Source organism: Oceanobacillus phoenicis (genome assembly GCF_047238145.1).
Lineage (GTDB): Bacteria > Bacillota > Bacilli > Bacillales > Amphibacillaceae > Oceanobacillus.
The window spans coordinates 1381875-1398195 of sequence record NZ_JBDFME010000001.1 but is presented as its reverse complement, the minus strand read 5'-3'; the positions used below and the strand labels follow the sequence as shown (position 1 = coordinate 1398195).

The 16321-nt window shown below is 31.6% G+C and carries 9 protein-coding genes and 1 pseudogene; 7 read left to right on the top strand and 3 right to left on the bottom strand.

The genetic code is table 11. The features are described from left to right. Positions 1-6: 6 nt before the first annotated feature. Positions 7-2145 carry a bifunctional glycosyltransferase/CDP-glycerol:glycerophosphate glycerophosphotransferase gene (locus tag ABC346_RS07225; RefSeq protein ID WP_413234210.1) on the bottom strand — a complete coding sequence of 713 codons (2139 nt, stop codon included), beginning with the start codon at positions 2143-2145 and terminating at the stop codon, positions 7-9. Positions 2146-2398: 253 nt separating this feature from the next. Here ABC346_RS07225 and ABC346_RS07220 point away from each other — a divergent pair, with 253 nt between their 5' ends. Beyond that, entirely contained in the window at positions 2399-4291 is a 1893-nt protein-coding gene (locus tag ABC346_RS07220; RefSeq protein ID WP_413234209.1) for a DUF5776 domain-containing protein, read from the top strand. Between the two features lie 220 nt (positions 4292-4511). Next, positions 4512-4622, top strand: a pseudogene (locus tag ABC346_RS07215) (ATP-binding protein); the annotation flags it as partial. 232 nt (positions 4623-4854) lie between these two features. Here ABC346_RS07215 and ABC346_RS07210 read toward each other — a convergent pair. Further along, positions 4855-7989 (bottom strand): N-acetylglucosaminidase, encoded by a 3135-nt coding sequence (locus ABC346_RS07210; protein ID WP_413234208.1) that lies wholly within the window; start codon positions 7987-7989, stop codon positions 4855-4857. 358 nt (positions 7990-8347) lie between these two features. Here ABC346_RS07210 and tagD point away from each other — a divergent pair, with 358 nt between their 5' ends. The 3 genes from tagD to ABC346_RS07195 all read left to right on the top strand — a co-directional run bounded on the left by tagD (position 8348) and on the right by ABC346_RS07195 (position 11090). Beyond that, a complete protein-coding gene (gene tagD / locus ABC346_RS07205; protein ID WP_413234207.1) occupies positions 8348-8746 on the top strand; it encodes a glycerol-3-phosphate cytidylyltransferase in 399 nt (132 codons plus the stop codon). After that, entirely contained in the window at positions 8739-9935 is a 1197-nt protein-coding gene (locus ABC346_RS07200; protein ID WP_413234206.1) for a CDP-glycerol glycerophosphotransferase family protein, read from the top strand. Before tagD ends, ABC346_RS07200 begins: the two co-directional genes overlap by 8 nt. Before the next feature lie 84 nt (positions 9936-10019). Then, entirely contained in the window at positions 10020-11090 is a 1071-nt protein-coding gene (locus ABC346_RS07195; protein ID WP_413234205.1) for an acyltransferase, read from the top strand. A 78-nt stretch (positions 11091-11168) separates the two neighbouring features. Here the strand turns inward: ABC346_RS07195 and ABC346_RS07190 are convergent, their stop codons facing one another. Next, positions 11169-12440 carry an SGNH/GDSL hydrolase family protein gene (locus ABC346_RS07190; protein ID WP_413234204.1) on the bottom strand — a complete coding sequence of 424 codons (1272 nt, stop codon included), beginning with the start codon at positions 12438-12440 and terminating at the stop codon, positions 11169-11171. Between the two features lie 403 nt (positions 12441-12843). Between ABC346_RS07190 and ABC346_RS07185 the strand changes: the two genes are divergently transcribed. Further along, positions 12844-14412, top strand: coding sequence for a putative polysaccharide biosynthesis protein (locus ABC346_RS07185; RefSeq protein ID WP_413234203.1), 1569 nt, complete (start codon positions 12844-12846; stop codon positions 14410-14412). Between the two features lie 21 nt (positions 14413-14433). Then, complete coding sequence (locus ABC346_RS07180) at positions 14434-16320, top strand: DUF5693 family protein (protein ID WP_413234202.1); 1887 nt, start codon at positions 14434-14436, stop codon at positions 16318-16320. Position 16321 lies beyond the last annotated feature (1 nt).

Below are 16321 nucleotides of genomic sequence, written 5' to 3'. Positions count from 1 at the left end.
AAACTATTAGCTATTTTTATTAAATACGGTTTTAACTGTTTTTTCACTAGCTCTACCATCATCCCACTGACAAAATTTATCGTAAAATTTCTGATAGGTATGACTATATTTAGTATTAATATCATCTATATTTTCCACAGAATTTATTACTTCATCCGTTGTCCTTAATAATGGTCCAGGAACCTCTTTCTCCATATCAAAATAAAACCCTCTTAGATCATCTCGATATTTTTCTAAATCATAAGTGTAGAAGAGTATTGGTCTTTTAAGGTGTGCATAATCAAAGAATACAGAGGAGTAATCGGTGATTAGCATATCAGAAACAAGATATAATTCAGCTATATCGTCGTATTTACTTCTATCATATACAAATCCTTCAAATTCTGAAACATCAATTGAGTTTGCAATATGGTAATGTGTTCTTAACATCAATATATGTGTGTCACCGAATTTTTCTTGCATCTTTTTTAAGTCCAAATGTAAAGAAAATTTATAATTTCCTCTTGAAAAGAACTCATCATCCCTCCAAGTTGGAGCATATAAAATGACTTCTTTACCTTTAGGTATTCCAATCTTATCTTTCAACATATTAATATCTTTTTCGTTGTTCTTTGTATACAAAATATCATTTCTTGGATATCCAAACTCTAACATTTCCTTATCATACTTAAATGCACTTCTGAATATATCAGAAGAATATTGATTAGGTGAATTTAGGTAATCCCATCTTCTTGATTGATAATAAAATGATTCTTTATGTTTTGGATCAGCTGAATGAATTTCATTAACATCAAAAACTAAAGTTTTTAATGGTGTTCCATGCCAAGTCTGTAGATATACATTTCCATCTCTTTTAACCAAATATTTCGGTAGACGTGCATTACTTATCCAATATTTAGCTCGTGCTAAATAATAGAAATATTTTAGACTAAATCTTTTTACAGTAGTTGTATTATTTTGCATTTTTTTATCTTCTCTAAAAGACCATACATAAGTATATTTCATATCATTATTAACCATATACTCATAAATATGTTTAGGATTATCAGAATAAGATTTACCTAAAAAACTCTCAAAAAAAACGAGATCTTCTTTCATTTTTAATTTTAAAAAGATCTTTTCATAAATTAAAATATTAAATTTTCTCTTACTTTTTACACCTTGTTTTAAATCTCTAAGAAAACGATGTTGTTTGTTTACACTCTTGTATTTATGAATATTGTCTTTTTGTACGTATTTTATTTCTCTTCTTAAAATCCAATCTTGATCTTTGACAGTATTAGAATCAATTTTTCTAAATACCTCAACTAGTTTATGATATATATTATCTATTGAATCCTCCAATTTAAAATAAGATATTATTTTTTTTCGATAATAATTTAATAAATCTTTATTTAAATATTCGTTTATTAATTGATCATCCTTATATAAATTTCGTAACATTAACTGCATTTTTAAATAATTCATAATTAAATTTTCTGGGGAGTACTGAGAGATTGATGGATTACTTATTGGGTCATTTCTTTTTCTTCTAAAATACACTGCTTCTTTTAAATATAACGCAGTATTGACATTTTTTAAGAGTGGAATCATAAAACTCAGATCACTATATGCTTCTACCTCTTCATTAAATAATAAATTTTTTTCTCTAATAAAATCTGTTCGGATTAAACAATTTAAACATGATCTATTTTTTATTAATCTATATTTATCATCCATGTATAGTTTTGGAGTGAATAATCCATCAAATATAATTGATATTGCTTTACTAAAATCAGTATTCTTTACTTTCCCTTTAATAAAATTTGAATTTTTAATATTATTTACTAACAACTCTATAGTTCTAGAATCAATATAATCATCGCTATCCATGAAGTAAATATATCTTCCATTCGCTTGATACATTCCAATATTCCTTGAATAACCTACTCCATATCTTTTTTCATTTGTTATCAATGTTATTCTGGAATCATTTTTATATTTTTTAATTATCTCAACACTATTATCGGTACTCCCATCATTTACTATTATTAATTCTAAATCGGAGTGAGTTTGATTTAATACAGTTTTTATACTGTTCTCTAAAAATTCTGCGGTATTATAAACTGGCATTATTATCGATACTGTTTTACCTTCACTTAACATAATTATCTCCTTATTTAATGATAATTTAATTTTAACATTTTTAAATTATATCATATGATAAAACTAAACAAAACTTACATATACCATAAAGGTAAATTCATATATATCCGTTAATCTTATGTAATTTTCAATACAGATAATCCTTCCGATTGTTTTTACTAAAATATGGTTATTTTTTCACCTTTACTGTTTATTATTGTCCAAAAATGTTATAAACTTAAAGTGTTAAATATAATACTATGGAGAATGAATAATGCAAAAACTATTATCTATAATCATACCGGTTTACAATAAAGAAAAATATATTGAAGAATGCCTATATTCAATTTCAAAATTAAATATTGATAAAGATACCATCGAAGTAATTGTTGTTGACGATTGCTCAACTGATAACTCAGCAGAAATTATATCTAACTTTAGTTCACAATATAAATACATCAAATCGATAAAATTAGAAACTAATTCTGGTAGTCCTTCAAAACCAAGAAATGTCGCTATTGAAAAAGCAACAGGAAAATATTTAACTCTTTTAGATGCAGATGATTGGCTAGATTCAACTGGATTTCCTGAATTATTATATCAAGCATCGGATAATAATGCAGATATAGCGTTTGGTCAAAGTATAAAACATACAAATGATAAAATAACAAAATTGGGAAGGTTTACTTCATACACATTTGCAAATAACCTTATTCCTTTTGAAATCGAAAGAGTATTTAGATCAGTTGGTCCGCCTGCCAAAATTTTCAAAAAGTCAATTGTAATCAATAACAACATCAAATTTGAACACATGAAATATGGTGAAGATAAACTGTTTTTTATAGAAGTAATAGCTAAGTGCAAGACTGCATCAATGAACAATAAACCTGTTTATCATGTTAATAGATACGAAGATAATAAATCTTTAGTAGGCCAAACCACAGCATTTGAAAAAGCAAAATACAATATCCAGGTTCTTAAAAGTGTAATTAAGCTAAATTTACCAACAAATATATTAAAGCCTGTTATTAGTCGAATAGTTGAAGTTGATTTTCTATCAAGATTATTTAATAGAAAACGTTATCTTTCAAGTCAAAGTAAAGAAGTTTACCATCAATTATTCGAAGAACTTATGGAAGTAGTTAATAAAACAGATTTAAAAGTTAGTGAACTAATAATGAATGAAAAATTACTTGTTATTTATGAACTTCTTATTCAAAAAAGATATAAAGATTTACATGATTATATTGAATTTATGATTGTGCCTAGTTTGACTAAAAGGTATATTGAAAATGATCGAATCAATTACGATTTACCTAGTATTTTAAAAGATTTTGAACCGTTACTAGAACCTTGCCATACTGTATATTATGGGTCACGTATGTTCAATGAAAAAGTATATGAAACAATTAAAGTATACAAAGGGGCAGATGTAAGAATTAATAAGGTAATATTAAGTGCTACTGATGACGAATCGTATGAAAAAAGTTTAAACTTTCAAGTAGTTGACAACTGTATACTTTTAAATCCTAGTGAAATTTCTTTAGAGGGAAAAAGTTTTAATATTAGAGTAATATATAATAACTATCATCAATCTGTCGTATCTATGGTATATCCAAGTTCTAACTACACAAATTATCTAGAAAGACAAAATCACAAAATTATATTTTCAAAACCCAAAACTGACTTCGAGCCGAAAATACAAAAATATTTCCATAGTGCACCGAAAGCTATTCTAACACTAACAACTGTTAATAAATATTCAGATACTAATTTTAATAGACTTTTTAAAAAAGGGATACATTCAGGAGAGTTAATTGATATTATTGGTATAGATTATTCCACTAAAGGTACACCCAGATTATTAACAAAAGATAATAAATATATAACTGCTAATAAAAATTTTGTAGCTGAAGTTACTTCTGAAGACTTAAATCAAAAGTTAGTCAATTATATCTCTACTACACCTAATAAAGTTAAAATCATTAAAAAATGTAAATTATACAAAACTAAAGAATTTAAAGAGGATTTCATTAAAAAAGTAAATAAAAATGAAGAAATAGAAATATCTTCTATTGAATATACTAAAAACCTTACTCCAAGATTAGTCACAAATGAAGGGCATTATTTAACTGCTAACAAAAAATTTGTCAAAGTTATAGAATAATGGTTTTTCAGAGTTATTATTTTTTTATATAAGTAGAACAGAGTACTACATAATGGTAGAACTCTGTTTTTCTGTATTAAAATAATTATTGTAAGTAAGAGAAGAAATTTCAACCAAAAATGCTTTCTCTATTTTGGTCATTGTTTCATCACTAAGAAACCGAAGAGGTCGAGAGGATTGCTAGCAATGACTAAAATTAATCATATCAAAATTTTGTGTGGACTCGAAGCCTACAGCTGCTTTAGTTGACCGTGTTATACATCATGCTCATATTCTTACATTTACAGGAGACAGTTACTGGGTAAGCCATGCATTATCAAGACAAAATTAATTAAAAATACGGCTGGCAAGGTTATGTATTTTTTATTGCATTATTATGTACTTTTCTATTGCAAAACACAATCGTGCAGTTGACTTCCAACTTACTTCACCAAAATAGTAACAAATCCTTATAAATTGTAAATAATTAAGAAGTTCTAAAAATCATACAAAAATCCTTTAATTTGTAAAAATAGGAGTGAGCTATTATCTGCTCACTCCTATTTTTACTTAGAATTAAATGATTATTTATAATTAGGAATATCTAATTTCACATCATACAATCCCATATCTTGATAAAGATTATACATAGAGTATATTTGTTTAGACGCCCATCCTATGTCACTAGCATACTGATGACTTGCAACTGTTTTACCATTAGATGTACTATAATTCCACCGCATTTTATAAAGTGTATTTTGCCCTGATTTAATATAACTGTTACCTATAAATTTGGCACCACCTAAAATTGCTTTCGTTGGTGTTGTCCATCCATTCTCATAAGCAGTTTTTGCACCACTTTGTACAGCAGAACCATCATATGCCCCTATACCAAACATATTATAAACAATTACTCCTCTATATTCTACTCCTTGAGCAAGTTTGGAAGTTCCATTGCCGGTTTCTAATAAAGCGTGTGAAATTAAGTAAATATCACTGACACCATTTTCTGCACTTGCATCAATAAAATCCTGGCCGTGTCCTTCAAGAATTCCTTTTCCTTTTAAATAATTATTCAAAAAAATAGCAGAGGATCCACTTGTTACTGACAAATCCAGAAATTGAAATTTTTGTTTTTCATCATTTATAAAATTATTAGGATCTAAATAATATTTCACGTCTTCTGGGCTTGCATTTACCCACTGGTGATATTTAGTATATTCAATTTGATACCACCCATTTACTTCCCTAATAATCTCAACTTTTTTGCCTTTACTTAACTGTCCAACTACCCAGTAACTTGTTGCTGGTCCACCTCTTACATTTAATGAACTTGCAGTTACTTCATTTTTACTATTAATATACTCTTTAGAAACATAAGTATCATATTCTTTGTCTGTTTGTGGTTTTGGGTTTGCATTCATTTGAATGTTCACTGCTTCATCTAATGAAATATTATAATTTGAATATCTTTTCTCAACCTCGGATACATCACCTGAATGCAACCAAACTCTTTTTCCGTTTAATGTGCCTCGATACCAGGTGTCTACTCCTACTGTTTCTGTTAAGTTCACCTTAAATTCTTTTCCAGTATGTTTCGACATGTTACTTTCTACAAGATCTTTTGATCCTCCCCATGCCTTGGAGTAGCCTTTCCCTGTACCTTTCACATAAAACGTTTTGGCTTTTCGATCAACGGTTTTATGATCATACACCCATAAATCTTTTGCTTTTGCCCATCCGATTGCTCCAGATTTATTTCCTTGCCATGAAGTATTTAATTCATAGTACGTTTCTCCATTTAATTCTGCTTTTTGTTTTACATAATATACTGCATTTAAATACTTATCAGAACTAATTCCACTACTATTGTTTCCTACTTCTTTGTACAGAGTTGTACCACTTCGTATATGGCCTAACTTACTTACTTCACTTTTACTTATAGAGGTAACATCACCTGAATGCAACCAAACTCTTTTTCCGTTTAACGTACCTCGATACCAGGTGTCTACTCCTACTGTTTCTGTTAAGTTCACCTTAAATTCTTTTCCAGTATGTTTCGACATGTTACTTTCTACAAGATCTTTTGATCCTCCCCATGCCTTGGAGTAGCCTTTCCCTGTACCTTTCACATAAAACGTTTTGGCTTTTCGATCAACGGTTTTATGATCATACACCCATAAATCTTTTGCTTTTGCCCATCCGATTGCTCCAGATTTATTTCCTTGCCATGAAGTATTTAATTCATAGTACGTTTCTCCATTTAATTCTGCTTTTTGTTTTACATAATATACTGCATTTAAATACTTATCAGAACTAATTCCACTACTATTGTTTCCTACTTCTTTGTATAGAGTTGTACCGCTTCGTATATGACCTAAACTACTAGTATTTTGAGTAAGAAATACATTATCTGAATGCAACCAAACTCTTTTTCCATTTAATGTGCCTCGATACCAGGTGTCTACTCCTACTGTTTCTGTTAAGTTCACCTTAAATTCTTTTCCAGTATGTTTCGACATGTTACTTTCTACAAGATCTTTTGATCCTCCCCATGCCTTGGAGTAGCCTTTCCCTGTACCTTTCACATAAAACGTTTTGGCTTTTCGATCAACGGTTTTATGATCATACACCCATAAATCTTTTGCTTTTGCCCATCCGATTGCTCCGGATTTATTTCCTTGCCATGAAGTATTTAATTCATAGTACGTTTCTCCATTTAATTCTGCTTTTTGTTTTACATAATATACTGCATTTAAATACTTATCAGAACTAATTCCACTACTATTGTTTCCTACTTCTTTGTACAGAGTTGTACCACTTCGTATATGGCCTAACTTACTTACTTCACTTTTACTTATAGAGGTAACATCACCTGAATGCAACCAAACTCTTTTTCCGTTTAACGTACCTCGATACCAGGTGTCTACTCCTACTGTTTCTGTTAAGTTCACCTTAAATTCTTTTCCAGTATGTTTCGACATGTTACTTTCTACAAGATCTTTTGATCCTCCCCATGCCTTGGAGTAGCCTTTCCCTGTACCTTTCACATAAAACGTTTTGGCTTTTCGATCAACGGTTTTATGATCATACACCCATAAATCTTTTGCTTTTGCCCATCCGATTGCTCCGGATTTATTTCCTTGCCATGAAGTATTTAATTCATAGTACGTTTCTCCATTTAATTCTGCTTTTTGTTTTACATAATATACTGCATTTAAATACTTATCAGAACTAATTCCACTACTATTGTTTCCTACTTCTTTGTATAGAGTTGTTCCACTTCGTATATGTGCTAATTTACTAACATCGCTCTTTTCAGAAGAAAACAACTCTATCTGAATCTGCTCTGTACTGCCTTCCTCTTCAATTTCTTTTTTAATATTTTTCTTCTCCACAGACTTTGGATGTCCAGTTGTTTTTTCTAAATTATTCTCATCGTCTTTTTCTTGAAAATCTTCAGAATTTTCCTCCGGAATTCCATTCTCTTCATTTAACTGCTCTTGGATGCTATCTTTAGAAGGTACAGACGTTTCGTCATTTACATTGACCTCATTATTACTCTCCGATTTCTTTTCTTCTAATTCGTTTGCACCCGTTTGTTCAGCTGTCTCACTTTCATCAACAACTGTACTTTCCTCTGCTAAGGCTAACGATGGGGAAACTAAATTCACAACCATTAGAAAACTAATCATTAAAGCAAAAAAATTTTTTTTCATAAAATACTTACATATCCATACCGCACTGGATAATGCTTTCCCTCCTTTTTAGTTTTAAAATAGATTGATAGTTTTATATACCTACTTCTCATGTTAGCTTATATCAATCTAATTCTATTATACTAGATTAACCATTTAATGGAAATAGCTTATTAACAATTTAATTACAAAATTAATGTAAATATGACAATTTTTGCAGATAAGAGCTTTATAACTCGTTTTCAATCCTTTTAAAACATTGATAATACTTATATTCTAGCTGTTTTCATTTGTAAACTAATTGTTAATTGTTTATTAAACTACTTTTAAAAAATATGTTATAATAAAATTCAAATGATTTTTGGAGGTTATTATTGTTATGAAGAAAGTAATTACGTATGGAACGTTTGATTTACTTCATACCGGTCATATAAATATATTGCGTCGTGCTAAGGAATTTGGAGACTATTTAATTGTCGCAATTTCTGCAGACGAATTTAATGCATTAAAAGGAAAGAAAGCATATTATACGTTTGAACAAAGAAAAGCTATCTTAGAAGCAATTCGTTACGTCGACGAAGTCATCGCAGAACATACATGGGAACAGAAAGTAGAAGACGTACAGAAACATGATGTAGATGTCTTTGTAATGGGAGATGACTGGGAAGGAAAGTTCGACTTCCTTAGTGAACACTGTGATGTTGTTTATCTTCCACGTACAGTTGGTATTTCTACAACAAAAATTAAGAAGGATTTGAACTTAGCTAACAATGGCTAGAGAATTCGCAATATCCATCTACCTTTTTGTTTTCCGTGTATTATTTTCGATTTTTAAACTTTATCCTCAAAAGAAAAAGACAGTTGCTGTCTCCTCTTTTGGGGATAATATTGCGTTTACGGTCAATTATTTACAAAATTTAACAGATGAAGAGATTGTTATTTTACAAGAGTTGAATAGTAAATTTAAATTTGACTCAAACAAACACAATATAATCCCGTTTGATATGAAGAAACATCCAGTTGCTTACGTGAAAGGTATTTATCATTTAGCAACTGCCTCCACAGTATTAGTTGATACGTACCAAGGATTTTTAGCTTCGACAAATTTTCGCTCTGGCACAACGTGTATACAACTTTGGCATGCAGCAGGAGCATTAAAACAATTTGGCTTAGAGGATCCATCAAACCAATATCGAAGCAAACGGGCTTTAGATCGATTTAAACGGGTTTATTCACGTTTTGATTATACTGTCGTTGGTTCTGAAAAGATGGCTGATACGTTTAAACGAAGTTTTGGTTTAACTGATAACCGCATTTTACGGACAGGTATCCCTCGTTCAGATTTACTCTATGACGTTAATCATCGTGACGAGGTTTATCAATCGATCAATCAACAGTTTCCTGAAATTAATGGTCGTAAAATTATTCTTTATACACCGACATTTCGGGATGAGCATCTATCAAACTATCAATTAGAGCTGGATATAAAACAAATGTATCAATCATTGTCTGATGAATATGTTTTGTTCATTAAGCTCCATCCTGCAGTGACAGGATTTATTACCAATGATTTATTTGAGGACTTTGTATTCGATTTGTCTGATTACAAGGATACCAATGAATTATTGCTTATAACGGATATTCTTATCAGTGATTATTCCTCTATTCCATTTGAATATGCAATCATGGAAAAACCAATGATATTTTTTGCTTATGATATGCAAGAATATAAGATCACTAATGGATTAATTCATGACTACGAAGATCATGTACCTGGACCGGTAGTTGGTTCAACCTTCGAGATAGTCCGAATAATTCAAGAACAAGATTTTAGCATTGAAAAAGTAAGTGCATTTCGTGACAGTTGGAATGAATACTCTAATGGAAATGCTAGTCGAGAGTTAGCTTTATTTTTAACTGATACAGAAGAACCAAAACAACACAAAGTACTGGCAAGAGCAGATTAGTCTTTTTAACCTCTAAGGTACAATACAAGCCTTAGAGGTTTTTTTATTAAACAATTTAGATTCTCGATTGAAAGGAAAACATTCATGAATAAATACTTCGAAGAGATTCCGTATATTCGTGCTATTGCATGCATGATGGTAGTTTTAGTTCATATATCAGCTATATCACATAGCAACTCTTTTTTTGCTGATAATTGGAGCTTGTATATAAATCAAATTAGTAGAGTCGGTACACCAATATTTGCAGTGATTAGTGCTTTTCTTCTGTTCAACTCAATAAAAGATAAAAAATTAAATTTAAAACGTTTCTTTAAATCGAGAACAACAAAAATCGTACTACCTTTTATTATTTGGACGATAGTTTATCTAGCTGTTAAAAGTTATTTAGGAAAAGATGTATTTTCAAATATGGGACAAGTTATTAATTATTTCTTACTAGGAACCTCCCACTATCACCTTTATTTTATTATCACTGTAATTCAATTCTATATAATCTTTCCCATTTTACAGTTACCGAAGAATAGAATAGTTATCCTTGTAATGTTCTTATTAAGTATTCCATTGAATTTCTATTGGTATAATATAGACAATTTTACATTTGATAATACAATAATCAACAGTATTTTAAACCATCGATCTTTTATTTTGAATTGGATTGCTTACTTTATGTTTGGTGCTGTTTTAGTATACTTCTACAAGGAGCTTATTTCATTCACTTATAAAGCAAGATATTTAATTTTTAGTGCCTTTATATTAATGATGTTTATGATGGTAAACGAAATTACTCATGGTGTAGTTTTAACATCATCTAGAGAAGAAAATCTGTTTTATGTTCCTATTGTTATACTATTTTTACTTACTACATTTAATTACATCAAAAATTTTAATAGGACTGTTAATGTTATTACTTTAATTGGAAACTACTCAATGGGGATATATTTAATTCACCCATTAATAATAATATTTTTAAGAGAAACATTTGCTTTATATCCTTTAGTATCTTATCAATTAATTATTGTATTTATGGTAGTACTTACTCTATCAATTTTAATAACTCAACTAATACTTTTCATACCTCTTTCCAAGTACATCATTCCTGTTGGTAAAAAAAAGAAAAGTATTACACCAAAAATTAATGTAAAAGAAGTTATATAAAAAAGGAAAAAGATAAATGTGTGGTCACATTTATCTTTTTTATCTCAAACAACATTTATCACAACTAAATTCTTCTGGTTATTTCTCTTCAAACATCTCCAAATTCACTTCATCAGCCATTATCTCATATCCTTCATTATTCGGATGTAAACCGTCCCCGGAGTCTAATTTGGACTTTATCTGTTTTGGCTCATTTGGATCTCTTAATGCTTTATCAAAGTCAATAATTCCATCAAACTCATTACTAGAGCGAATCCAATCATTAACCTCCTGCCTCGTCCGCTCTTTTTCTTCTGAATACATACCAGAACCTTTGAAAGGCGTTAATGTTGCTACATAAATTTGAATACCCTCCTGATGTGCTTCACGACTAATTTCCTTCATCCGACTAATAATTTTCTCTGTGGAATACTCTGGATGATGTCTTATATCATTCAAACCTCCATGCAAAATCATTGCTTGAATTCCTGTTTGACTGAATACATCACGATCCAGCCTCCCTAACATGTGCTCACCTTTTTCAGGAGGACTATTAAGCAATTGATTAGCAGTAATCGCTGCATTTATTACGGATAATCGAACACTTGGGCTTTCGTCGTGAAATCGTTTTGCAAGATAATCTGTCCATCGTTGATTGGCGTCTATTGTTGAATAATTTCCATTATCAATCGAACTCCCAACCACTGCTACAGATCCATCGATTGATTCTTTTGACTTAACATCGATTCCATCTAACCAGAACCAAGCCTCTTCTCCGTCTTCAAACTCGGAAGATTCCGCTGTATTGGAATGATTTCCAGAGGCGAGATAACTTGTTTGTATCGATCGCGGATGCCATGAAGTAGGACCGGTTGGCTCCTCAACATATACACTAACCGCTAGTTCATCATCCTTATCTAGTTCAAAATCAATTGGGTCACTAAAAAATCGTTCTCCTTCTGGAATCGTAACTGACTCTTCGCCCTCAAATATAAGTTGTTTCTCCGTTCCATATTCGTTTTCTGCACCTTCTTTAGAAATTGCAACATGCACTTCATCAATTTCTAAAGGAGTCGATCCGAACACATTGGATAATCGAACACGTATCTTGTCCCCATCTATATGAGGTTTGACAATAAATCGCAATGTTTGGTCTTCAAAACCTTCCGAGGAAACACCATCTTTAAATGGTGCTTGGAGACTAGCTGTCCACCCAGCTACCCAGTCATCATCAGTACTATTATTATTATTTTTATCAATCGTATTTATATTTGTATTTTTACTATCCATCGCTTGATTAGAGGCTACGATGCTTAGAATAATAACCGCCATGGCAACAACCATAATAATCGAGTACAGAATCCTTTTCATTCATCCCTCACCTTTCTATAACTTGCTAGTACACATACAATATAGTTGTTCGATTTATCTACTGTAAATGTTAGTGTTTCAGGGAAACCAAGAGCTTTTATATCAATCTGTTGGAGGATTTCTTTAAGATAATACCCAATTATGGTGTGATTAAACAAAACAGTGTCCATCTCGCAAAATAAATCAAACTTATTTGCTCAAAACTTATCTAATAGTACGGAATAACTAATTCTTTATTCACCCATTACTTTAAGTTTCCGTAAATCAAATTAATTTTATGTAAATCTTACTGCATTTTACTTGCATATCTACTACGATATTGAATAAGTTCTTCATTCTAAAAATGAGAAAACCGGACAAACTAAATGGAATCGATTGGATTTCGTGTAAAGGAGCTACCAAGATGAACACATTAGTAAAAGGGACTTTATTTTTAACAATTGCAGCTATATTTTCCAAAGTTCTTGGTAGTGTTTTTCGAATTCCTTTACAAAATATTGCTGGAGATGAAGTGTTAGGGATATTTAGCTTTGTTTATCCCGTTTATATGGTTGCTTTGATTCTTTCGGTTGCAGGCATACCTATTGCGATTTCCAAATTGATTTCTGAAGCTCGTGCAGAGAATAACGAGGACCGTATTTGGTATATATGGTACACCGCTCGAATATTAGCGATCTGTTTCGGACTAATTAGTTTTGGATTTATTTACATTTTGTTAGATCCGATTGCTTATTTACTAGGTGGAGAGTCTACGAAGCTTGCTTTATTAACAGTGTCAGTGACATTACTTGTTGCACCTTACATGGCAGTATATCGTGGTTATTTTCAAGGGTATGAAAATATGACACCAACAGCTACATCACAAGTAATGGAGCAGTTAATACGTGTTGTCTGTATGCTTGGGATTGCTTATTTTTTCGTGTTACAACAATCATCATCCGAATTGATTGCTGGATGGATGATGATAGGTTCTGTGATTGGTGCTTTAGTTTCTCTCATCTACCTGTCGTTGCTTTTCCGCAGGCAAAACAAATTACAACCACTTAGTAAAAGTTTTTCTTTCTCTAGCTTTCTAAGATATAGCAAGTATATATTACGTATATCCATTCCGATTGCTTTTGGTTCAATTACAATGGCCTGTATGAATGTGGTTGATTCCTTAACGGTAAGTTCTGGACTTCGTCAATTCGGAGTAGATCAAGCAATGATTCCTTACGAATATGGGATCTACGGTCGCGGGCTCGCTCTTGTCCAAATAACGACTGTTGTTGCTTCTTCTATTGTCGTACCATTAATTCCTTATATTGCAAATAAATTAAAGCGTAATTCAAAAAATGAAGTATCCCGTTCCCTATCGACTATTTTTTTCTATTCGCAGCTTATTTCTTGGCCAATGGCTATTGGAATGGCGGCTTTAATCATTCCGTTAAATATGAGCTTATTCACGGATACATATGGGAGTGAATTATTAAGCCTTCTCGTGTTTAGTTCAATATTTACATCATTAAGTATATTGAGTACAGGGATATTACAAGCTATTAACGAAGAGAAAAAAGCTGCGATTTATATTTTTTATGGCGTAGGGATTAAGGTAATCCTAAACCTTGTACTAATTCCGTTTATAGGTTTATATGGGGCTGCAGTTTCTACATTAATCGTTTATTTAGGTATAGTTATGCTTAATCTTTCATTGATCCGAAAAAAGATACGTTTTCCTATTTTTCTTCACAAAAGTTTACGAATCTTTGGCGTATCAATCATTACAGGAATTGCCTTGTGGTTGCCGATATCCCAATTTGCAATAGATTCATGGGGTAGATTGCAGGCTATTCTATATGTCGTGATTAGCACTATTATTGGCCTGATTATCTATCTGATATTAGTCATCTTATTTCGGATTATGAGTCGGGGAGAAATACGCAGACTTATTCATCGTATCCAATCACTTTACATAAACAAACTACAAGAATGAGGTTCCTTGGAGGTTATTCACATGAAATTAAATCACGTATTATTTGGCATCGTAATTCTCCTTTTACTCCTTAGTTTACCTAATATATATGAGCGAATACAGGTGGAAAACGGTCAGAATACAGTAGAGACGGTATTGCCAATTGAGGAGTTACAAGAATTAGCTTCTTCTATCGATCAATCACTTGATGAAATGATAGTAGAATTACATGAGTCTGGCTTATCAGCAGTGAGTGTAGAGCCATTAACGATTCAAGACCTTGAAACAGCTGGTCATTTATCTATTTACTCTGATACCTATTTATCGGATTTACTTCGCCTTCAAGGAGAACTCAATAATGACTCACTTACTGAAGGATACTATGTCACTATCCCTGAAAATCAGTACTACACTGATCTCATTGAACGTCAGTTACAGCCAGAAACCATTACCTTATTAGGAACAACATTTTTCCTTATAGAAAACACTGCTGAAATGGATGTGGATTTAGGTTATGAGGCCTCTACATTAGAAACTTTACAGGAGCATGATGTTCCTTATGTGTTACGAGCAGGTAATCAACCGACCGTTGAACAAAACCAAATGATAGTAGAAGAATTATTGAAACAAAACCGTACATTATCCCATGGAATTCTGTTTACGAGAGATGAGGCTATTGGTTACCCGACTGTAGATCACCTTCAAACAATGGCAACGGAACTTCAACAAGCAGGTTATCACTTTTATTTAATTGAATTTGCAGATCAATCTGGTATGCAGACGGTTGCGAGGTCCACTAATTACGATCTTATCCGGTTACACAGTATTTTTCTTGATGATAAACCGATATCCGAAAGTGTCGAGCAAACGATTCGCGCAATAAAAGAAAGACAGATTCGTTCTATTTATTTACATGTTCCGATGGATGTCGATGCAGAAGAAAGCTATGCAGCAACCAAAGACTATTTAGAAGATGTACAGCGAAATTTACCGGATAAATTTGAGTTAGGGTTAGCACAGCCATTTGAAAATATAGATCAATCAAATTGGATGATTTGGATGGTGATAATCGCAAGTGTCATTTGGGGGTATCTAGCAACATCTTGGATTTCAATTCGATGGGGTCGTTTTATCGTCCCGCTTGTAGCTTTCGCTCTTACAATAGGCTATTTATTTACAGATAGACTTTTCCTTTTACAAATGTTGGCGTGGATGATAGCTGTGATTACGCCAGCTTATGCGGTAATTAATACGATGAAGCAACGGCAAAGGTATCTCGAAACAAAATATAAAACGATCAATTGGATTAAATTACTGCTATGCCCAATTGGAATCCTGTTGATTGGCATATTATTGGTTATCGGATTGTTAAATGGAAATGCTTTTACTAGTGGGATGGAATTATTCCGTGGAGTAAAACTCCTACATCTATTACCAATTGGAATCGCGTTTGTCGGTTTGTTTTGGAATGATGTCATTGATAACGGTAAATTGCTCCTTCATAAATTCTTGCATGCAGAAGTAAAGTATTGGCATGTCCTAATTATGTTTATACTTGCTGTCATTGGATTTTATTATATTAGCCGTACTGGCAATGCAGGTTCGGTTAGTCAATTGGAAATTGCAATTCGTACAACACTAGAAGAAATATTATATGTTCGACCTCGTACAAAAGAATTTCTAATTGGGTTTCCATTATTTATCGTTGGATTATACCTTTTAAAGTATTATCCATTAATCAGTAAGGTGCTTCTGACCTTTAGTACAATTGGATTTTTGTCAGTGGTAAATACATTCACACATTTTCATATGCCACTTCATCTATCATTTTTACGTTCTGGTTATAGTTTACTTTTTGGATTTTTAATTGGTTATCTGCTGGTTCTTATTATCCGAGCAATTCGAAGTTATTTACAACAAAGATTTTAAG